Origin of the sequence: Methylobacterium sp. Leaf399 (genome assembly GCF_001424525.1) — a bacterium.
GTDB lineage: Bacteria > Pseudomonadota > Alphaproteobacteria > Rhizobiales > Beijerinckiaceae > Methylobacterium.
The window spans coordinates 48,996-68,239 of the sequence record NZ_LMQK01000002.1 but is presented as its reverse complement, the minus strand read 5'-3'; the positions used below and the strand labels follow the sequence as shown (position 1 = coordinate 68,239).

Sequence of the window (19,244 nt, the reverse complement as noted above, 5' to 3'; positions counted from 1 at the left end):
GTGACAGGGCCGCTTGCCGAAACTGGTAGACGGAAGGCACTTAAAATGCCTCGGGCCATGCCCGTGTGGGTTCGACTCCCACAGCGGCCACCACGACCCTTCACCGCCGCCTCAGCGGGCGATGATCTCCTTCACCGTCTCCACCAGCTGCTTCAGGCTGAAGGGTTTGGGCAGGAAGTTGAAGGTCTCGCCCTCGGGCAGGTTCTTGCGGAAGGCGTCCTCGGCATAGCCCGAGACGAAGATCACCTTGAGGTCGGGCCGATGCTTGCGCAGCTGGCGCAGCAGGGTCGGACCGTCCATCTCGGGCATCACCACGTCCGAGACCACGAGGTCGATCTCCTGGGTCTCGTCGGCGATGATGCGCAGGGCGTCGAGGCCGGAGGCGGCCTCGAGCACGGTGTAGCCGCGGGCCGAGAGCGCGCGCATGTTCACCGCGCGCACGGGGTCCTCGTCCTCCACCAGCAGGATGGTGCCCTGACCGGTGTGGTCGGTCGACGGTTTTCGCGCGGGCGCCCCCTGGCCGTCCGTGCCGGTCCTGCCCTTGGCCGCCGCGGAGGAATCGCCGGTCGACGGCGCAGGCAGGTCGAGGGAGCGGGTCAGGGGCGGGGCGATCTCGACGACCGGCTCGGCCGCCGGCTCGTGGCGCGGGAAGTAGATCCGGAAGGCGGTGCCTTCGCCGACCTTCGACTGCACGTCGATGGTGCCGCCGCTCTGCTTGACGATGCCGAACACCGTCGAGAGGCCCAGGCCGGTGCCCTTGCCGATCTCCTTGGTCGTGAAGAACGGCTCGAAGATCTTGTCCATCACGTCCGGGGGGATGCCCTCGCCGGTGTCGAGCACCTCGATCAGGACGTGGTCGCCCGACGGGGCGCCGGTGCGGCCCTCGCCGGCCTCCGCGTCGCTGTGGACGACGTTGGCGGTGCGGATCCGCAGGCGCCCGCCCTCGGGCATCGCGTCGCGCGCGTTCACGGCGAGATTCACGATGACCTGCTCGAACTGGTTGACGTCGGCCTTGATCGGCCAGACGTCGCGCCCGTGCTTGAGGTCGAGGTCGACCCGCTCGCCGAGCAGGCGCTTGAGGAGGAGCGTCAGGTCGGAGAGGGCCTCGCCGACGTTCATCACCTCGGGCCGCAGGGTCTGCCGACGCGAAAACGCCAGGAGCTGCCGCACGAGGCTCGCCGCCCGGTTGGCGTTCTGCTTGATCTGCATGATGTCCTGGAAGGCCGGATCGGTCGGCCTGTGGCTCGCGAGCAGCAGGTCGGAATAGCCGATGATGGCCTGGAGGACGTTGTTGAAGTCGTGCGCGATGCCGCCGGCGAGCTGGCCGACGGTGTCCATCTTCTGGGTCTGGGCGACCTGCTGTTCGAGCTGGCGCTGGGCGGTGGTGTCGAGGGCGTAGAGGATCACGCGCTCGCGCTCGGATTGCGCGGCGGCGCGTTCCTCCGCCGGGTCGCGCTCGCGGCCCGGATCGGCGGCGGTCGCGGCCTCGCCGCCGGCCGGGCTCAGCCAGACCCGGGCCGAGCGGTTGCCGGTGCCGGCGACGGTGACCTCGATCGGCACCACCTCGGCCAGACCGCTCACCGCCTTGGCCAGCGCCCCTTCGAGCATCGGCCGGTCGCGCTCGGCCAGGGATTCCCAGATCGTCGGGTCGCTCGACTCGGCGAGATCGTCTGGCGCCTGGCGCGGCATGCCCCCGAACAGGCGGGCGAAGGAGGCGTTGGCCCGGGCGATGCGGCCGGTGCCGTCGAGGGTGGCGATGGCGATGGGGCTGCTGTTGAGGAAGCGGGCGAGCCTTACCTCGGCCGCCCGCTGCGGCTCGTCGCTCTCCGCCCCCGCCGAGCGGTTGAGGACGAAGGTGCGGGACGGGCCGGGCTTGGCGTCCTGGCCGAAGGCCACGCGGTGGTAGAGCCGGGCAGGCAGGGGATGCCCGTTGCGCCGGCGCAGGTCCATGTCGAAGCGGTCGGTGCGGACCTCGCCGGGAAGGCCGGCGGCCGCCACCAGGATGTCGGCCCCCGGCGCGATCTCGGACAGGCGCAGCCCGCCGGAGCCGACCGTGGCGAGGTCGTACCCGAGCCAGGAGGCCAGGGTGGCGTTCATGTAGACGATGGAGCCGGCCGGATCGATCGACAGGAAGCCCGCGGGCGCGTGGTCGAGGTAGTCGATGGCGTGCTGGAGTTCCTGGAAGACGTTCTCCTGGCGCTCGCGCTCATGGGTGATGTCGCTCACCATCCAGAGCGCGGCGGGGCGGCGCGGCCGTTCCAGGGGCCTCACGCCGATGCGGAACCACGCGAAGCTGCGGCCGGTGGCGGTCTCCGGCGGCGGCGACAGGCGGATCTCCTCCACGTGGCTGCGCCCGTCGCGGGCGCCCTGCGCGAGGCGATAGATCGCCTCGGAAACCTCCGGCGAGCCGACGAAGACCCGCTCCACCGGGCGCAGGTTGCTGAAGGTGTCGCCGCCCGCGATCCGCAGGTAGGTCTCGTTGGCGTAGATGATCCGGCCGCCGTCCTCCACGACGATGACGCCCTCGGGCGCGGCGTCGACGATGCCCTTGGTGATGTCGTCGCGCCCGGGCTGGCCGCTGAACTGGATCGCGCCGATGGCCAGGGCGAACAGGAAGAACACCCCCGCCATGGCCAGCAGCGCCAGGAGGCCGAGGATCAGCGGCTGGGCCTGGTCGTTGGCCACGAAGGACAAACCGACGGAGGCGCCCACCAGCACGCCGGCCAGGACCAGGAGCAGGCCGACCCGGCCCGGCCGTTCCGAGCGGTCGATGGAACTCGACGGCGGCGGCGTTGGCCCACTCAACTCAGACATCCGGTGTCAACCCAATCGACCGCAGGCATCGGTTAGCGCCCCGGCCGCGGCGACGGCAAGGGGTATCCGCGCCAAGGTGCGGAAAAGTCTCGCGAAAGAAAGTGCATAATCGCGCACCGCGGGCGGGCCTGCCCCGCGGCGCGGCAACCCTCATGCGGCCCGGCGCCTGAGGCGCATGACGAAGCCGATCACCTCGGCCACCGCGCGGTAGTGCTCGGCCGGGATCTCGTCGTCGATCTCGACGGTGGCGTGCAGCGCGCGGGCGAGCGGCGGGTTCTCCAGCACCGGCACGCCGTTCTCGGCGGCGATGGCGCGGATGCGCAGCGCCAGGCTGTCGACGCCCTTGGCGACGCAGATGGGCGCGGCCATGCCGGCCTCGTAACGCAGGGCCACGGCGTAGTGGGTCGGGTTGGTGACGACCACGGTGGCCTGCGGCACCGCTGCCATCATGCGCTTCTTCACCCGCTGGGCTCGGATCTGGCGCATGCGGCCCTTCACCTCGGGGCTGCCTTCGCTCTCCTTGTGCTCCTGCTTGATCTCCTCCTTCGACATCATCAGGCGCTTGCGCCAGCGATGGCGCTGGTAGAGCGCGTCGGCCAGGGTGATGGCGACGTAGATCGACAGCACCCCGGCGAGGAGCTTGAGGGTCATCGACAGGATCGCCTGGAGCGTCGCGGTGGGATCGAGCCTGACGAAGAGCTCGAACCGGTCGCGCTCGCCCCACAGGATCAGCCCGGCGACGATGCCCACCGTCGAGAGCTTGGCGAGCCCCTTGAGGAACTGCACCATGGCCTCCATCCCGAAGATGCGCTTGGCACCCGACATCGGCGAGATCCGCTCGAACTTCAGGCCGACCGCCTCGGTGCTGAACACCGGCGGATGCTGGGCGAACCCCGCCGCCAGCCCGGCCACCACGATCACCGCCACCGGGACCGCCAGGGCCTGGGCGCAGATGAGCAGCCCGCGGATACCCATCGCCTCGTAGGCGTGCGCGTCCGAGGGCACGGCGTGGGCGTTCATGAGGAAGCCGCGCATCGACACCAGCATCGCATGCGCGATCGGGCCGGCGGCCAGCAGCATGACGAGGGTGAAGGCGGACAGGATGAAGAACGTGCCGATCTCGGGGCTGTTGGGCACGTTGCCCTGTTCGATCGCCTTCTCGATGCGTCGCGGGGTCGGCTCTTCGGTCTTGTCTTCCTGTTCTGCGCCCTCGGCCACGGCTCAGGCTCCCTGCCCAGGTCGGGTCAGATCTCCGGCGGGCATCAGCGCCCGGTGAGGTCGCCGAGGTAGCGGCCGATGTCGTCGAGGAAGACGCCCATCATCACGCCGAGGCTGCCGAACAGCACCAGCATCCCGATCAGCACCGAGGCCGGCACCGCCACGAAGAACACCTGCATCTGCGGCATCAACCGCGACAGGATGCCGAGGCCGAAGTTGAACAGGATGCCGAAGGCGATGAAGGGCGCCGCGATCTGCACCGCGAGGCTGAAGCCGCGGGCCACCGCCTTCAGGGCGAGCTGGGCGGCCTCGCCCATTCCCGGCACGCCCACGGGGGGTAGCAGCGTGTAGCTGCGCGCTACCGCGTCGAGGGCGACGTGATGCAGGTCGGTCGCCAGGATCAGGGTGATGCCGAGCAGCTGCAGGAAGTTGCCGAGCGCGGCCTGCTGCCCGCCCTGCGTCGGGTCCACCGTCATCGCGTAGGACAACCCGAGCTGCTGCGACACGATCAGGCCCGCCGTCTGCAGGGCGGCCAGCACCATCCGCACCGTCAGCCCGAGCATCAGCCCGATCAGCAGCTCGCCGATGAGCAGGGTAATCAGCCCGGTACCGGCCAGCGCCCCGCCCTCCGTGGGCAGGAGCGGGCGCGCCATGGGAAACAGGATCAGGCTCACGAGGAGCGCGAAGGCCAGGCGCAGGCGCGGCGAGACCATGTTCTCGCCCAGGCCCGGCATCAGCATCATCAGCGTACCCACCCGTGCGAACACGAGCAGATAGGCCGCCGCGATGCCGGGCAGGAGGAGATTCATGCCCTTCCCATAGCACGGCCGATGCCGCGCTCACTGGCCCGAGACGATGCGGGCGGCGATGCGGGTCATGTAGCCGGCGAGCGCATCGCCCATGAACGGCAGCATCAGGAGGAGGGCGGCGAAGACCGCGACGATCTTGGGCACGTAGATGAGGGTCTGTTCCTGGATCTGGGTGAGGGCCTGCAGCAGCGAGACAACGAGGCCGACCACGAGGGCGACGATCATCAGCGGCCCCGCCACCTTGAGGAAGACGAAGATCCCGTCGCGCGCGACGTCGAGGATGGCGAGGCCGGTCATGGTGGGGGCAACTCGGTTGTCATGTGCGAAAAGAGGAGCGGTGAGCGCGCACTCCCTCCCCACGAGGGGGCGGAGGGTCCCGCGCCAGATCTAGATCTGCATCCGCATGATCTCCTCGTAGGCCGAGATCACCCGATCGCGCACGGCGACCAGGGTCTGGATCGCGGTCTCGCTCTCGGCCACCGCCGTGACGACGTCGACGACGTTGGCCTTGCCGCCGGCCACCGAGAGGGCCTGCGCGTCGGCCTTGGCGCCGGCGTCGCCGACCTTGTCCAGGGCCGAGGCGAGCAGCGAGGAGAACCCGCCCTCGGCGCCCGTGGCCGGAGCGATCTTGGGCGCGCCGCCCTTGGGCCCGCCGATGTTCTGGATGGCGGCATAGGCGCCGGCCGCAAAGGCGTTGGTGGCCATGGGGAGGGACTTTCGGAAAGCGAAGCCGGCCGGATCAGGCCTTGAGGATCTCGAGGGTCTTGGAAATCATCCGCCGGGTGGCGGTGATCATGTTGAGGTTGGCCTCGTAGGAGCGCTGGGCCTCGCGCATGTCCATGTTCTCGATCAGGCTGTTGACGTTGGGCATCCTGATCTCGCCGCGCTCGTTGGCGGCCGGGTTGCCCGGGTCGTACTTCGTCTTGAACGGGGCGATGTCGCGCTGCACCCGCCCCGCCTCGATGACGCTGGCGCCGGTCTCGCGGTCGACGTGCTGGCGGAAGGTCGGGATCTTGCGGCGGTAGGGCTCCGCGCCCGGTGCGGGGGCGCCGGAATCGGCGTTGGCGATGTTCTCGGAGATCACCCGCATCCGGCTCGACTGGGCCTTAAGGCCGGCCGCCGCCACGGTCAGGGATTTGAGGAAGTCCACGGCGATGTCTCCGTCGCGTCGGGCGAAAAGGGTCGCGATCAGCGCTTGCCGCGGGATCAGCGCTTGCCGATGGCGATCTTCAGGGTCTCCATGCTCTTCTGGTAGAGCGTGGCGGCGAGCTGGTAGTCGGCTTGGTTGTCGCCGGCCTTCATCATTTCTTCCTCCAGGTTGACGCCGTTGCCGCTGGGGCGAATCTCGAAGCCCTTGAAGCGGCGCGGGTCGGCACCGGGCCCCTCGGGACCGCCGATGGCGATATGGGCGGGGCTGGTCTGGGCGAGCCCGGCACTGCCCGTGAGCGCCCCGACCGGCTGGGCGAGGCCGGCACCGGGCCGGCCGAGATCGGGAGCGGCGAGGTCGCGCGGCCGGAAGCCCGGCATGTCGGCGTTGGCGACGTTCTCGGCGAGCAGCTTCTGGCGGGTCTGGTGCCACTGCATCCGCGTGCGCAGCATGCCGAAGATGGGCAGGTCGGTGACGGACACGGCGCTGACAGGCCCCCCGCGCACCCGCTCCGGGTTCGACGCGCTGGGCAAAATCTGCCGCCTCCATGGTTAACGGGCGGTTAAGTCTCCGTCAGTCAGGGCAGATTGAGGCGGACGGAAGTTCGCTGTTAACGAAGTCTTAACGATGTTGCCCGGCGCGCCGGTCACCGTGATACTACGGTCTCGGTACTGCGTCGGGCTCGCGTGGCCCCCCAGCGAAAGTTATCCGCGTTGTCAGCGTTCTTCGGTTCGGAGGGGTCGTCCCCCTTCCAGTTCGCCATCATCTTCGTCGTGATCTTCGCGGTCCTGGCCGGGCTGGCTCTGACGATCCGCCGTTTCACGGGCCGCAACCAGGCGCAGCTCGCCAAATCGGGGTCGCGTCCGCGCCAGCCGCGGCTAGGCATCGTCGACGTCTACGAACTCGACCGGCAGCGCCAGCTCATCCTGCTGCGGCGCGACGGCGTCGAGCACCTGCTCCTCGTGGGCGGGCCCAACGACGTGGTGGTGGAACGCAACATCAGCCGCAGCGCCGGCGTGCGCCTACCGGCCGAGGAGGACGCCCGCACCGAGGAGCCGCCGCCGCCGGCGCCCGTCTTCCCCCCGCGCGACCCCGCCCCCCTGCCGGAGGCGGCGCCGGTGCTGCAGGCGGCGCCGGCCCCGCAGGAGGCCGCCCCCGACCTCGTCGCGGACCGGAGGAGCCCGAGCGAGCCGCCCTTCGCGATGCCGCTCGTGGTGCCGCCGCCGGCCGCCTTTCCGGCGCCGCCCCCGCCCATCCCCGCACCGGTCCGCCCGATGCGATCCGAGGAGCCGGCCCGCCGGGTGCAGCCGGACGTGCAGCCGGCGCGGGTGATGCGGCGGACCCCGCCGCCGCTGGTGAACCCGAAGCCGGACGTCGCCTCCGAGCGCACCCGCCCGCCCGAGGCACCGATGCCCGCCGCGGCGCCGGCCGAGAAGGCGGCGGCGCAGGAGCCGGATTTCGAGGCCGCCTTCGCCGCGGCCCTGTCCGCACCGGTCGCGGCGGCGCCGCCGCCGGCCGTCACCACGGTACCCGAGGCACCGGCTGCGCCGGTGGTCACCGTCCCGGCGACCGAGCCGACGCCCCCGGCCGAAACGGCGGACACCAGGATCCTCGCCGACATGGCCCGGCAGCTGGAGGATGCGTTGCGCCGCCCGTCGTCGGCCGTCACGCCAACGCCCGCCGCGAGCGTTCAGCCTCCCGCCCCGCAGCCGGACCCGTCGCCGGCACCGGAGCCGGCCCCCGAACCCGACGTGGCGGCCGTGGCCGTCCCGGACGTGGCACCGCCCACCCCGGCGCCGGAAGCGGAACCGGCCGACATCGTCGCCCCCGAGCCGCCCGCACCGCCGGAACCCGATCCGGTGGCGGCTGCCATGGCGAGCGCTGCCGAAACATCCGCCGAGACGACGCCCGTCGAGACGCCTCTCGTCGAAACGGCGCCCGCTGACGGCGACGGCCTGTTCGAGGAACCCACGCCTGCTCCCGAGCCCACGCCGGAGCCGGAGCCGGAGCCGGCTCCCGCGCCGCCACCGCCGCCTCCGCCCGCGCCGGCCAAGCCCGCGTCGGCGGGTACCAACCCCTTCTCGGTGGAGGAGATCGAGGCGGAGTTCGCGCGCCTCCTGGGGCGCCCGCTCGATCGCAAGGGCTGACGTGCGGCAAGTGCCGCGTGGAGGATGTCGCGGCCTCTCGTCGCTTGCGTCGTGGCCTCGTCCGACGCAGGTTGCCGGCGTCATGATCCCGCAACGCGCCGATCCGGCGACGACATCCCGCCCCTGGCGGCCCTGGACAATGCGCCTGTCCCTGGCGGCCGCGCTCCTGGGTGCCGGCACCTTCGGGGCCGCCGGGCAGAGCGTGTCGGTGGATCTGGGCACCGGCGGCGTCACCGAGCGGGCGCTCCAGCTCGTCGCCCTCATCACCGTCCTGGCGCTGGCGCCCTCGGTGCTGGTGATGGCGACCTCGTTCACGCGGATCGTGGTGGTGCTCTCGATCCTGCGCTCGGCGCTCGGCACACAGACGGCGCCGCCCAACACCGTGATCGTCAGCCTCGCCCTGTTCCTCACCGCCTTCGTCATGGCGCCGGTGGGCCGCGAGGCCTACCGCAACGGCATCGAGCCGCTGCTCGCCAACCAGATCACGCAGGCCCAAGCCTTCGAGCGGGCCTCGGCGCCGTTCAAGACCTTCATGCTGAAGAACGTCCGCGAGAAGGACCTCAAGCTGTTCCTGGATCTTGGCAAGATCCCGACCCCGGCCGGGCCGGAGCAGGTGGGGCTGGAGGTGCTCACCCCCGCCTTCATGATCTCGGAACTGCGCCGCGCCTTCGAGATCGGCTTCCTCCTGTTCATCCCGTTCCTCGTCATCGACCTCGTGGTGGCCTCGATCCTGATGGCGGTGGGCATGATGATGGTGCCGCCCGCCACCGTGGCGCTGCCGTTCAAGCTGATCTTCTTCGTGCTCGTCGACGGCTGGACCCTGGTGGCCGGATCGCTGGTGCAGAGCTACGGCACCTGAGCGCGGGTGCACGGCCGGAACGGCAGGGAACAGGCGCAGCAGCCCTTGTGCGGTGAGAACAAAACAGGTACAAAATCGGCAGCAGCGGCGCCTTGAGCCCCGCGCCCGCCCCCTGCATAAGGATGCCGACGAATGGCCCAGCCCGCGCTGAAGATGGTGGAACCCACGATGGTGGACAAAGACAAGGCCAAGGCGATCGATGCCGCCTTGTCCCAGATCGAGCGGGCCTTCGGCAAAGGCTCGATCATGCGGCTGGGCAAGAACGACAAGATCGCCGAGGTGGAGGTGGTCTCGACGGGCTCCCTCGGCCTGGACATCGCCCTCGGGGTCGGCGGCCTGCCGCGCGGCCGCGTCATCGAGATCTACGGGCCGGAGTCCTCGGGCAAGACCACGCTGGCGCTCCACACCATCGCCGAGGCCCAGAAGAAGGGCGGCGTCTGCGCCTTCGTCGACGCCGAGCACGCCCTCGACCCGATCTACGCCCGCAAGCTCGGCGTGCAGCTCGACGACCTCCTGATCTCGCAGCCCGATACCGGAGAGCAGGCCCTGGAGATCACCGACACCCTGGTGCGCTCGGGCGCCATCGACGTGCTGGTGGTGGATTCGGTGGCGGCCCTGACGCCGCGCGCCGAGATCGAGGGCGAGATGGGCGACAGCCAGCCCGGCCTTCAGGCCCGGCTGATGAGCCAGGCCCTGCGCAAGCTCACCGGCTCGATCTCGCGCTCCAAGTGCATGGTCATCTTCATCAACCAGATCCGGATGAAGATCGGCGTCATGTACGGCTCGCCGGAGACCACGACAGGCGGCAACGCCCTCAAGTTCTACGCCTCGGTGCGCCTCGACATCCGCCGCATCTCGACCCTCAAGGATCGCGACGAAGCCATCGGCAACCAGGTCCGCGTCAAGGTCGTCAAGAACAAGGTCGCGCCGCCCTTCAAGCAGGTCGAGTTCGACATCATGTTCGGCGAGGGCGTCTCGAAGGTCGGCGAGCTGATCGATCTCGGCGTCAAGGCCGGCATCGTCGAGAAGTCGGGCGCCTGGTTCTCCTACAACAGCCAGCGCCTCGGCCAGGGCCGCGAGAACTCGAAGGGGTTCTTGCGCGACAACCCGGACATCGCCGCCAAGATCGAGGCGTCGATCCGCCAGAACTCCGGCATTCTCGCCGACAAGATCCTCGACACCGCCAAGCCCACCGACGACGACCTTGACGAGGGCGAGGCCTGATCGCAGCGGCTCGTTCGCCGCAGCAGACGACGCCCGCCGCGATCCCTCGCGGCGGGCGTCGTCGTGAGGGGAGCCGCCGTCAGCCGCTGTAGGGCAGGATCTTGATGAACAGGCCCCACAGCACCATCAGGATGCCGGCGATCGAGACCAGCCAGACGAGGCTGCGGACCTTCGGGATGCCGACGCCGTAGATCGGCAGGTAGGCGAGGCGGGACCAGAAGTAGAGGTGCGCGCCGATCACCACCGCGGTGTTGTGGCGTCCCGTGGCGACGGAGGCCAGGACCAGGGCGGCGAAGATCGGGAAGGTCTCGAAGAAGTTCTTGGACGCTTTCTCCAGTCGCGCCGCCGCCCCGGTCACCTGCGGCGTCGCGCCCTCGCGGTTGCCCGAGGCCCAGGCGAAGCCCCCGCGCTGCTGCACCCCGCTCATCGATGCGGCGATGACGTGGACGAGGCCGAGCAGGCAGGACCAGGCGAGGAGGCGGATTTCGACGGGCATGGGATCGGGTCCTTTTCGGCATCGCGCCGGATCTGTCCCGCCTACGTAACCCGCCGGGATCGCGATGCGAAACCGCCTCCGGCGCACGGACCGTCACCAAGGCGTGACTCGGCCGCGCTTGATCCCTATGAGGGCGCGAGTGCCACCCGCGCCGGGCCCCGCCGATCCGGCGGCCTACGGTCGGCCCCCGATGCAAGAGTCAATTGCGATGAGCGGCGTCAACGAGATCCGGTCGACCTTCCTCGATTACTTCGCCAAGGCCGGCCACGAGCCGGTGGCGTCCTCGTCGCTGGTGCCGCGCAACGACCCGACGCTGATGTTCACCAATGCCGGCATGGTGCAGTTCAAGAACGTCTTCACCGGCGTCGAGAAGCGCCCCTACAGCCGCGCCACCACCGCGCAGAAGTGTGTCCGGGCCGGCGGCAAGCACAACGACCTCGACAACGTCGGCTATACCGCGCGGCACCACACCTTCTTCGAGATGCTCGGCAACTTCTCCTTCGGCGATTATTTCAAGCCGGATGCGATCGAGTTCGCCTGGACCCTGATCACCAAGGAATTCGGCCTGACCAAGGACCGGCTCCTGGTCACCGTCTACGCCGACGACGACGAGGCGGCCGACCTGTGGAGGAAGATCGCAGGCTTCTCCGATGAAAAAATCATCCGGATCGGCACCTCCGACAACTTCTGGCAGATGGGCGACACCGGCCCGTGCGGGCCATGCTCGGAAATCTTCATCGACCAGGGTCCGGGCCTCCAGGGCGGGCCGCCCGGCAGCCCGGACGAGGACGGCGACCGCTTCCTCGAGTTCTGGAACCTCGTGTTCATGCAGTACGAGCAGGTCGAGCCGGGCAAGCGCCTCGCCCTGCCGCGCCCGTCCATCGATACCGGCATGGGCCTCGAGCGCATGGCCGCGATCCTCCAGGGCGTCACCAGCAACTACGACACCGATCTGTTCCGGGCCCTGATCGACGCGGTCAGCCATGCGGTCGGGCGGCCGCCGGAGCCCGGCACACGGGCCTCCTACCGGGTCGTCGCCGACCATCTGCGCGCCTCCGCCTTCCTCGTCGCCGATGGGGTGCTGCCGGGCAACGAGGGCCGCGGCTACGTCCTGCGCCGGATCATGCGCCGGGCGATGCGCCACCTCGAACTGCTGGGGTCGCGCGAGCCGGTGATGTTCCGCCTCGTGCCCACCCTGGTGCGCGAGATGGGCCAGGCCTACCCCGAACTCGCCCGCGCGGAGGACCTCGTCGCCGAGACCCTGCGCCTGGAGGAGACCCGGTTCCGCCGCACCCTGGAGCGCGGACTCGCCATCCTCGACACCGAGACCCGCGAGCTCTCGGCCGGCCAGAACCTGTCGGGCGAGACCGCCTTCACCCTCTACGACACCTACGGCTTTCCCCTCGACCTGACCCAGGACGCCCTCAAGGCCCGCGGCATCGGCGTCGACACCGACGCCTTCGGCGCCGCCATGGAGCGCCAGCGCAAGGCGGCCCGCGCCGCCTGGACCGGCTCGGGCGAGGCCGCCACCGAGACGGTCTGGTTCGGCGTGAAGGAGCGCGTCGGCGCCAGCGAGTTCCTCGGCTACGAGACCGAGACCGCCGAGGGCATCGTCACGGCGCTCCTGCGCGAGGGCGCGGAGGTCGAGGCGCTGGCGGCGGGCGAGACCGGCCTCGTCCTCCTCAACCAGACCCCGTTCTACGCCGAATCCGGCGGCCAGGTCGGCGACACCGGGCGCCTGTCGGGCGCGGGCCTCGAGGCCCGCGTCACCGCCACCGAGAAGAAGCTCGGCGACCTCTTCGTGCACCACGTCACCGTGGACGAGGGCCGGCTCGCCCTCGGCCAGCCGGTTGAACTCGCCGTCGACCGCGCCCGGCGCGCGGCGATCCGCGCCAACCATTCGGCGACCCACCTGCTGCACGAGGCCCTGCGCCAGGTGCTCGGCGACCATGTCGCGCAGAAGGGCTCCCTGGTCTCGCCGGACCGCCTGCGCTTCGACTTCAGCCATCCCAAACCGATGGACGAGGCCGAGCTGCGCGCCGTCGAGGAGATCGCCAACGCGGTCCTGCTGCAGAACACCCCCGTGGTCACCAAGCTGATGGCGCAGGAGGAGGCGGTGCAATCGGGCGCCCGCGCCCTGTTCGGCGAGAAGTATGGCGACGAGGTCCGCGTGGTCTCCATGGGCCGACCGGTCGCCGACGATGGCGCCCCCAAGGAGGGCGGCCGCTTGCCGGCCTTCTCGATCGAACTGTGCGGCGGCACCCATGCGGCGCGCACCGGCGACATCGGCCTGATCTCGGTGGTGGGCGAGAGCGCGGTGGCCTCCGGGGTGCGCCGGATCGAGGCGATGACCGCCCATGGCGCCCGCCGCCATCGCGGCCAGGAAAGCCGCACGCTCGGCCAGATCGCCGGGCTCCTCAAGGCGCCGGTGGCGGAGGTGCCCGATCGCCTCGCCGGGCTGATCGAGGAGCGCCGCCGCCTGGAACGCGACCTCACGGACGCGCGCAAGAAACTGGCGATGGGCGCAGGCTCGGGCGGCGCCACCAGCGAGATCCGCGAGGTCGGCGGCGTCAAGCTGCTGGCGCGGGTGGTGGAGGGCGTCGAGCTACGCGACCTCAAGAGCCTGGCCGACGAGGGCAAGACCCGGCTTGGCTCTGGCGTCGTCGCGCTGGTGGGCGTCTCGGCAGACGGCAAGGCCGGCCTCGTCGTCGGGGTCACCGCCGACCTCACCGGCACCCACGACGCCGTCGCCCTGGTGCGCGCCGGCGCCGAACACCTCGGCGGCAAGGGCGGCGGCGGGCGCCGCGACATGGCCCAGGCCGGCGGCCCCGACGGCGCCGGCGCCGAGGCGGCGCTGGCGGCGATCGTCGCGGCGCTGGAGGCGGCGGGCTGAAGCCGGCCGCCGCCCTTACGGCTCGATGTCGGAAAAGTTCAGTTCACCCGCTTCCAGGTCTGGCGCTTGCAGAACACGCTCATGACGCAGCCGGCCACTTCCAGCGTATCGGGGCCCTTGATCTTGAGGCTGCCCGAGTAGGTCTTGCCGTCCTTGGGGTTGTAGAGGGTTCCGTCATAGCCGTCGGCGGTGGCCGAACGCACGTTCATGATCTGGACGCCGACGAGGCTGCGGTTCTTCAACGACGCGTCCGGATTGTTGGAATCGACGCCCGTGCCGGAGGTGCTGGCGATGGTGCCGCAGAAGCCGCCGCCGCAGCGGCCGATGCGGATCTTCGAGTCGCCGCCCTCGGTCAGCCACATCCCGGTGGCGTCCGCCGCCTTCTGCGCCACGGCGAGACCCGGCACGGACAGGCCCGCCAGCAGCGTGGCCGCGAGGACGACATGCGCGCGTCGTATGGATACCAAGGTCCCGCTCCTGTCGCCGGCGCCGCTTCGGCGCGTCGGGCGAGGGCATAGCGTGGGGCCGGCGGATCGGGCAAGCGGGCTTGACGCGGGGGCCCGATCGTCCCGAGAACCGCCGCGACCGCCGGGCGCCCCGGAGCAGGAGAGACGAACGATGCGCGTGATCGAAACCGACATCCCCGCGGTCAAGCGCGTGGTCCCCGTCCGCCACGGCGACGCGCGCGGCTGGTTCAGCGAGACCTTCCGGGCGGACGTCCTGGCGGACGCCGGCATCGCGAACGTGTTCGTGCAGGACAACCAGTCGTTCTCGGCGCCGCAGGGCACGATCCGCGGCCTGCACTTCCAGATCGCGCCGGCGGCGCAGGCCAAGCTGATCCGGGTCCTTTCCGGCAGCATCCTCGATGTCGCGGTGGACCTGCGCCGGGCCTCGCCCACCTTCGGGCGCCACGTGGCGGTGCGTCTCGACGCGGAGAACGGCGAGCAGCTGTTCGTGCCGGCGGGCTTCGCGCACGGGTTCTGCACCCTGGAGCCGGGGACGATGGTCGCCTACAAGGTCGACGCCTACTACAGCCGCGCCCACGACCGCGCCCTGGCGTGGAACGACCCCGAGGTCGGCATCGCCTGGCCCGTCGCGGAAGCGGAGGCACAACTCTCGGACAAGGACCGGGTCGCCCCGCGCCTGAGTGACCTGCCGGACCTGTTCTGAGCGCCTCAGGAGGCGAGGGGGAGCCCTTCCGCCACGGGTAGCGGCGCGGGGAAGCGGGCCTCCAGGCCCGTGACCGTCACCGCGAGGAGGCCCGCCACCGCGTCGATCGCCTCCGGTGAGGGACAGATCGCCCGGCCCCGCGCCTCCTCCTCGATGGACGCCAGCGCGCGCGCCAGGGCCCGGCCGCCGACGTTGAGGCTCATCGACTTGAGGCTGTGGGCCGCGCGGGCGGCGGCCTCGCCGTCCGCGGCGGCCGTGGCCTCGCGCAACTGGGCGATGGCGGCGGGGGCATGCTCGGTGAAGATCGCCACGACGCGCCGGGCGAAGGCGCCGTCCGACACCCGGCCCATCTCCTCGAGGTTGGCGATGGTGTCCTCGTCGAGGACGGCATCGGGCTCCTGAACCGCCGGCACGGGCTCGACGTCGCCGCCGTCGGCCACCGCGGCGCCGGGCGTGAGCAGGCGGGACAGGACCTCGGACAGGGCCTGGAGGGTGAAGGGCTTGGTCAGCGTGGCATCCATGCCGGCCTCGCGCCAGACGTTGGCGGCCGAGCCGACCACGTGGGCGGTGGCCGCCACGATGGGCATGTGGGACACACCGTGCTCGGATTCCCACCGGCGGATCGCGCGGCTGGCGTCATAGCCGTCGAGCACCGGCATGCTGCCGTCCATCAGGACGAGATCGTAGGTTCCGGCCTGGCAGGCGGCGACCGCTTCGCGTCCGTCGTTCACGGTCTCGATCAGGGTGATGCCGAACCGGGCCAGCGCCTCGATGGCGACCTCGCGGTTGACCGCGCTGTCGTCGGCCACCAGCACCCTGGCGTGGGGGAAGCGCGGCCAGGTGCCGTCGCTGCGCGTGGGCCGCCGCTCGGACCGGTCGAAGGCCGCATCGGTCGCCAGCACCGCGAGCACGACCGCGAGATCGTCCTGAACGAGGGGCCAGCGCAGCACCGCATCGGCGAGGCCCGCATTCGTGAGGGTCGTGGCCGAGACCTCGTCGAGACCCGCGACCGCCACGATCCGGCCCGGACCGGGTCTCGTACCGCTGGCGAGGAGCGCGCCGGCATCGACGAACCGATCGGCCTCCCCGGCGGCTTCGGCGGAAGCCAGCGCGAAGCCGGCCTGCGCGAGGCGCTCGCACAGGACCTCGCGGGTGGCGCCGGGCGCCAGCGTCACCGCGACCGCACCGCGTGCACCGGGGGCGAGCGGGGGGGCGGCTTCCGTCCCGGCGGCGGCCGGGAGGGGGATCTGCGCCCAGAAGGTCGAGCCGGTGCCGACCTCGCTGTCGACGCCGATGGTGCCGCCCATCGCCGCCACCAGGCGCTGGGCGATGGAGAGGCCGAGGCCGGTGCCGCCGTAGCGGCGGGTGGTGGACTGGTCGGCCTGCGAGAAGGCGGAGAAGATCGAATCGCGGGCCTCGGCCGCGATCCCGATGCCGGTGTCGCGCACGCTCAGGCGCAGGCCGCCGGGGGAGGGGGCGATCCGCACCAGCACCGAGCCCCGCTCGGTGAACTTGAGGGCGTTGTTGACGAAGTTGCCGAGGATCTGCCCGAGGCGGACCGGATCGCCGGTGATGTGGGCGGGGAGGTCCGGGGAGACGTAGGCGGCGAGATCGAGCCCCTTCTCCCGCGCCTTTTCCGAGAACAGCGACACCACCGTGTCGGCCACCTCGGCCGGCGACACGGGGATCGCTTCGAGGTCGATGCGGCCGGCCTCGACCTTCGCGAAATCGAGGATGTCGTTGATGATCGACAGCAGGGTCTGGCCCGAGCGTGCGATCACCTCGGCATGGCGGCGCTGGCGCTGGGGCAGGTCGGCGCCGGCGAGCAGTTCGGCCAGCACCAGCATGCCGTTGAGCGGCGTGCGGATCTCGTGGCTCATGGTGGCGAGGAAGGCGGACTTCGCGCCGTTGGCGGCCTCGGCCGCGTCCTTGGCCTCCAGGAGGTCGGCGGTGCGGTCGGCCACGTCGCGCTCCAGGCTGGCGCGATGGCGGGCGAGGCGCGCATCGCGCTCGCGCACCGTGTCGAGCAGGCTGTTGAAGGTGGCGGCCAGCACGCCGACCTCGTCGTCGCGCGCGATCCGGGCGACCCGGCTGTAGTCCTGGTCGGTGCGGACCCGCTCCATGGTGCCGGCCAGGGCCGCGATGGGCTGGGTGATCGAGCGCTGCATCGCCCAGGAGACCACCAGCCCCAGCGCCAGCGCCACCGCCGAGCCGTAGGCGGAGGCCTCGACGATGGCCAGCAGGCGCGCGAACAGGTCGGAGGTATCGGCCACGAGCACCAGCGTGCCGACGACGCTGCCCTGGTGCACGATCGGCACGCGGACCTGCGCGGTGCGGGTGGTGAGGAGGTCGAGGGCGGAGACGGTGTGGTCGAGGTCGAGGTCGCTGGCCAGGCGGATGGTCAGGCCCTGGTCGGCCAGGGTGCTGCCGTCGGGCCGTTCGATGGCGGTGTAGACGAGCTCCGGCCGGCGGGCGATGGCGCGCAGGGTCTCGTTGGCGCTTCGGGTGTCGTTCTCGAAGGTCGCCCGCGCGGTGGCCGAGGCGAACACCTCGCCGGTGACGGCCAGAGCGTCGCGCTTGGCGGCGGCGTAGCGGTCCACCTCCTGCCACAGGCTGGAGGCGGTGCCGACCACCAGCGCCAGGGCGACCGATGCGAACACGGCCAGCGCCATCCGCCCGGCCAGGGAATGGGTGAGGCGACGGAGGGGCTTTCGCATCAGGGCGGTCTCGGCCCCGGCCTGGGGTGGCCGGAAGAGTAGGGCCGGGACCGTTGTCGCCGTCTTAAGAAGCCCTCACCGGCGGCCTCCGGGCCGGAAGGGATCAGTGCGACAGCACGGTATCGGCCGAGCTCGGGCCGACGCCCTCGGGGACGGGGATGTCGGTGGTGCCGTAGCGGGCATTGAGGACGAGGTCGGGCCCGTCGTAGAGGTTGATCATCCGGGCGATGATCACCGTGTAGGCCGACTGGTCGGCGATGGGCTTCTTCGAGTCGATGATGAGGCGGCCGGCGGGCAGGTAGATGGTGCCCAGCAGGTTGCGGGCCTCGTTGCTGATGATCCGGTACTCGCGCAGGCCAACGACGGCGCCGAGCAGGGACGGCGCGGGGCCCTTGCCGCTGAGGGGCGGCGGCAGCGGCACGAGGTTGATGAGGGCGCGGTCCTCGAAGAACAGCAGTCCCGCCATGATGCCGTCCTTGGGCGCGGTCAGGCTGATGACGCTGTCTTCGTCGAACAGCAGGCCGGCGCGCAGGCCGGTGAAGTAGAAGCCGGTGTTGGTACCGGTGAACGACGACTTCTTGTCCACCACGAGGGGCCCACCGGACATGATGTAGATGCCGGGCTTGAGCGTGACCTTGGCGCCCTTGGTGATGTGCAGGCCGCCGCAATAGGTGCCCGGCTCAAGGGTCGCCGTGGTGCTGACCACCTGGGTGCCGTAGAGCGGGCTGTCGATCCCGTCGAACAGCATCTTGGGGTTGTACCACAGTGGCAGGATCTTGCAGAGGCCGAGCGGCGGGCCGGCGCGGTCGGCGAGCGGGTCCTTGAGCACCGGGCAGTCGGTGGCCGGCGGCGGCATGAAGCTCGCCTTGTTGCCGGTGTAGCCGCCGGCCGAGCAGGTCGAGAGGGCGCGGGCGACCGCGTTGCTCTCGCCCTCGATGCCGGAGGCGTGGCGCGAGTTCGAGTAGAGCGAGCAGTCGCCCGCCGTGATCCGCGCCGAGGATTCGAGGTGGAAGGCGCCGCGCGCGGCGGGATCGAGGGCGAGCAGGCACAGGCGCGTCGTCCCCGACAGCTTGGCCGTCGATTGCACCTTGATCGTCATCTCCGACATCGCGAGCAGCTTGCCCATGGCCAGGGGCACGGTCTCGGTGAGCGTGACCTGCACGCTCGAATGGTTCCCGAGCACCTGCGCCGCGGCCTGGAGCGTGGCGCCGGCGGTGGCCTGCACCGCCGCCTGGGTCTGGGCGGTGGCGATCGCCACCTGCACGGAAGAGGCGTCGTCGGCATTGGCGAGCTTGAACTGGTTGACCCCGGCGATGCTGCCGCTGTCGGCGGCCCGCTGGAGTTCGCCGCGCCGCTTGACGATGGACCCGTATTCGAGGGCCGCCGCGCTCACGGCCAGCAGGATCGGCAGCGAAAGCGCGAAGATCAGCATCACGCCGCCGTCGCGATTACCGGCCGCGTCCCTCAACCAACGGATCATTCCACGCACTCCTTATGGAGACGAGGTAGCGCCGAAACGTTCTGCGATTCCGTGAAGACAAAGGTCGATTTTTCGAGGATTTCCCGAAAGACGAACAAATCGTTAGCGTAACCGGATATTTGCCATGGCTTGGCGATGTCACCGGAGCGATGTCGTCAGCGCGGCAACATCGCCTCCGGCACCGCGACCGGAGGAAAACGGCGACCGAGACGACGGAGCGTTCGCGTCTGACCATTTCCGGTTGATCACGTCGTGATGCGGACATGGGCT

At 70.8% G+C, this 19,244-nt stretch carries 16 protein-coding genes and 1 tRNA gene; 6 read left to right on the top strand and 11 right to left on the bottom strand.

Features of this window, described 5'->3' with window-relative positions; all coding sequences use genetic code 11:
• Window positions 1-7 precede the first annotated feature (7 nt).
• Window positions 8-93, top strand: a tRNA-Leu gene (locus tag ASG40_RS04700).
• Between the two features lie 18 nt (window positions 94-111).
• Here ASG40_RS04700 and cckA read toward each other — a convergent pair.
• The 7 genes from cckA to flgB all read right to left on the bottom strand — a co-directional run bounded on the left by cckA (window position 112) and on the right by flgB (window position 6,470).
• Window positions 112-2,814 carry a cell cycle histidine kinase CckA gene (gene cckA, locus ASG40_RS04695; protein WP_055881519.1) on the bottom strand — a complete coding sequence of 901 codons (2,703 nt, stop codon included), beginning with the start codon at window positions 2,812-2,814 and terminating at the stop codon, window positions 112-114.
• Between the two features lie 150 nt (window positions 2,815-2,964).
• Window positions 2,965-4,032, bottom strand: coding sequence for a flagellar biosynthesis protein FlhB (flhB, locus tag ASG40_RS04690; RefSeq protein ID WP_055881516.1), 1,068 nt, complete (start codon window positions 4,030-4,032; stop codon window positions 2,965-2,967).
• A gap of 44 nt (window positions 4,033-4,076) precedes the next feature.
• Entirely contained in the window at window positions 4,077-4,841 is a 765-nt protein-coding gene (gene fliR / locus ASG40_RS04685) for a flagellar biosynthetic protein FliR (protein ID WP_055881503.1), read from the bottom strand.
• Between the two features lie 30 nt (window positions 4,842-4,871).
• Window positions 4,872-5,138, bottom strand: coding sequence for a flagellar biosynthesis protein FliQ (gene fliQ, locus ASG40_RS04680; protein WP_055881501.1), 267 nt, complete (start codon window positions 5,136-5,138; stop codon window positions 4,872-4,874).
• A gap of 90 nt (window positions 5,139-5,228) precedes the next feature.
• Window positions 5,229-5,546, bottom strand: coding sequence for a flagellar hook-basal body complex protein FliE (gene fliE / locus ASG40_RS04675; protein WP_055881499.1), 318 nt, complete (start codon window positions 5,544-5,546; stop codon window positions 5,229-5,231).
• Window positions 5,547-5,580: 34 nt separating this feature from the next.
• Window positions 5,581-5,991 carry a flagellar basal body rod protein FlgC gene (flgC, locus tag ASG40_RS04670; RefSeq protein ID WP_055881496.1) on the bottom strand — a complete coding sequence of 137 codons (411 nt, stop codon included), beginning with the start codon at window positions 5,989-5,991 and terminating at the stop codon, window positions 5,581-5,583.
• A 56-nt stretch (window positions 5,992-6,047) separates the two neighbouring features.
• Complete coding sequence (gene flgB / locus ASG40_RS04665; protein ID WP_055881492.1) at window positions 6,048-6,470, bottom strand: flagellar basal body rod protein FlgB; 423 nt, start codon at window positions 6,468-6,470, stop codon at window positions 6,048-6,050.
• Window positions 6,471-6,701: 231 nt separating this feature from the next.
• On the opposite strand from flgB, the gene ASG40_RS04660 reads away from it, so the two are divergent.
• The 3 genes from ASG40_RS04660 (at window position 6,702) to recA (ending at window position 10,218) form a co-directional block, all read left to right on the top strand.
• Window positions 6,702-8,135, top strand: coding sequence for a hypothetical protein (locus ASG40_RS04660; RefSeq protein ID WP_055881490.1), 1,434 nt, complete (start codon window positions 6,702-6,704; stop codon window positions 8,133-8,135).
• Between the two features lie 139 nt (window positions 8,136-8,274).
• Window positions 8,275-8,994, top strand: coding sequence for a flagellar type III secretion system pore protein FliP (gene fliP / locus ASG40_RS04655; RefSeq protein WP_156387562.1), 720 nt, complete (start codon window positions 8,275-8,277; stop codon window positions 8,992-8,994).
• Between the two features lie 132 nt (window positions 8,995-9,126).
• Window positions 9,127-10,218 carry a recombinase RecA gene (gene recA / locus ASG40_RS04650; RefSeq protein ID WP_055881484.1) on the top strand — a complete coding sequence of 364 codons (1,092 nt, stop codon included), beginning with the start codon at window positions 9,127-9,129 and terminating at the stop codon, window positions 10,216-10,218.
• Between the two features lie 79 nt (window positions 10,219-10,297).
• On the opposite strand, the gene ASG40_RS04645 is transcribed toward recA, so the two are convergent.
• Window positions 10,298-10,714: an MAPEG family protein gene (locus tag ASG40_RS04645; RefSeq protein WP_055881482.1), complete on the bottom strand. Its 417-nt coding sequence runs from the start codon at window positions 10,712-10,714 to the stop codon at window positions 10,298-10,300.
• 208 nt (window positions 10,715-10,922) lie between these two features.
• Between ASG40_RS04645 and alaS the strand changes: the two genes are divergently transcribed.
• Window positions 10,923-13,607, top strand: a complete 2,685-nt coding sequence (alaS, locus tag ASG40_RS04640) for an alanine--tRNA ligase (protein ID WP_055881479.1) — start codon at window positions 10,923-10,925, stop codon at window positions 13,605-13,607.
• A 38-nt stretch (window positions 13,608-13,645) separates the two neighbouring features.
• Here the strand turns inward: alaS and ASG40_RS04635 are convergent, their stop codons facing one another.
• On the bottom strand, window positions 13,646-14,065 hold the full coding sequence (locus ASG40_RS04635) for a DUF2147 domain-containing protein (RefSeq protein WP_244472296.1): 420 nt from the start codon (window positions 14,063-14,065) through the stop codon (window positions 13,646-13,648).
• Between the two features lie 160 nt (window positions 14,066-14,225).
• On the opposite strand from ASG40_RS04635, the gene rfbC reads away from it, so the two are divergent.
• A complete protein-coding gene (gene rfbC, locus ASG40_RS04630) occupies window positions 14,226-14,777 on the top strand; it encodes a dTDP-4-dehydrorhamnose 3,5-epimerase (RefSeq protein WP_055881470.1) in 552 nt (183 codons plus the stop codon).
• Window positions 14,778-14,782: 5 nt separating this feature from the next.
• Here the strand turns inward: rfbC and ASG40_RS04625 are convergent, their stop codons facing one another.
• Entirely contained in the window at window positions 14,783-17,494 is a 2,712-nt protein-coding gene (locus ASG40_RS04625; RefSeq protein WP_055881467.1) for an ATP-binding protein, read from the bottom strand.
• Between the two features lie 103 nt (window positions 17,495-17,597).
• Complete coding sequence (locus ASG40_RS04620; protein WP_055881464.1) at window positions 17,598-18,974, bottom strand: TadE/TadG family type IV pilus assembly protein; 1,377 nt, start codon at window positions 18,972-18,974, stop codon at window positions 17,598-17,600.
• Between the last annotated feature and the right edge of the window lie 270 nt (window positions 18,975-19,244).

Coding starts and splice junctions, on each gene's coding strand:
- rfbC (WP_055881470.1), top strand. CDS start 14,226: ATGCGCGTGATCGAAACCGACATCCCCGCGGTCAAGCGCGTGGTCCCC.
- fliQ (WP_055881501.1), bottom strand. CDS start 5,138: ATGACCGGCCTCGCCATCCTCGACGTCGCGCGCGACGGGATCTTCGTC.
- ASG40_RS04625 (WP_055881467.1), bottom strand. CDS start 17,494: ATGCGAAAGCCCCTCCGTCGCCTCACCCATTCCCTGGCCGGGCGGATG.
- fliR (WP_055881503.1), bottom strand. CDS start 4,841: ATGAATCTCCTCCTGCCCGGCATCGCGGCGGCCTATCTGCTCGTGTTC.
- fliE (WP_055881499.1), bottom strand. CDS start 5,546: ATGGCCACCAACGCCTTTGCGGCCGGCGCCTATGCCGCCATCCAGAAC.
- ASG40_RS04620 (WP_055881464.1), bottom strand. CDS start 18,974: ATGATCCGTTGGTTGAGGGACGCGGCCGGTAATCGCGACGGCGGCGTG.
- alaS (WP_055881479.1), top strand. CDS start 10,923: ATGAGCGGCGTCAACGAGATCCGGTCGACCTTCCTCGATTACTTCGCC.
- fliP (WP_156387562.1), top strand. CDS start 8,275: ATGCGCCTGTCCCTGGCGGCCGCGCTCCTGGGTGCCGGCACCTTCGGG.
- recA (WP_055881484.1), top strand. CDS start 9,127: ATGGCCCAGCCCGCGCTGAAGATGGTGGAACCCACGATGGTGGACAAA.
- ASG40_RS04645 (WP_055881482.1), bottom strand. CDS start 10,714: ATGCCCGTCGAAATCCGCCTCCTCGCCTGGTCCTGCCTGCTCGGCCTC.
- cckA (WP_055881519.1), bottom strand. CDS start 2,814: ATGTCTGAGTTGAGTGGGCCAACGCCGCCGCCGTCGAGTTCCATCGAC.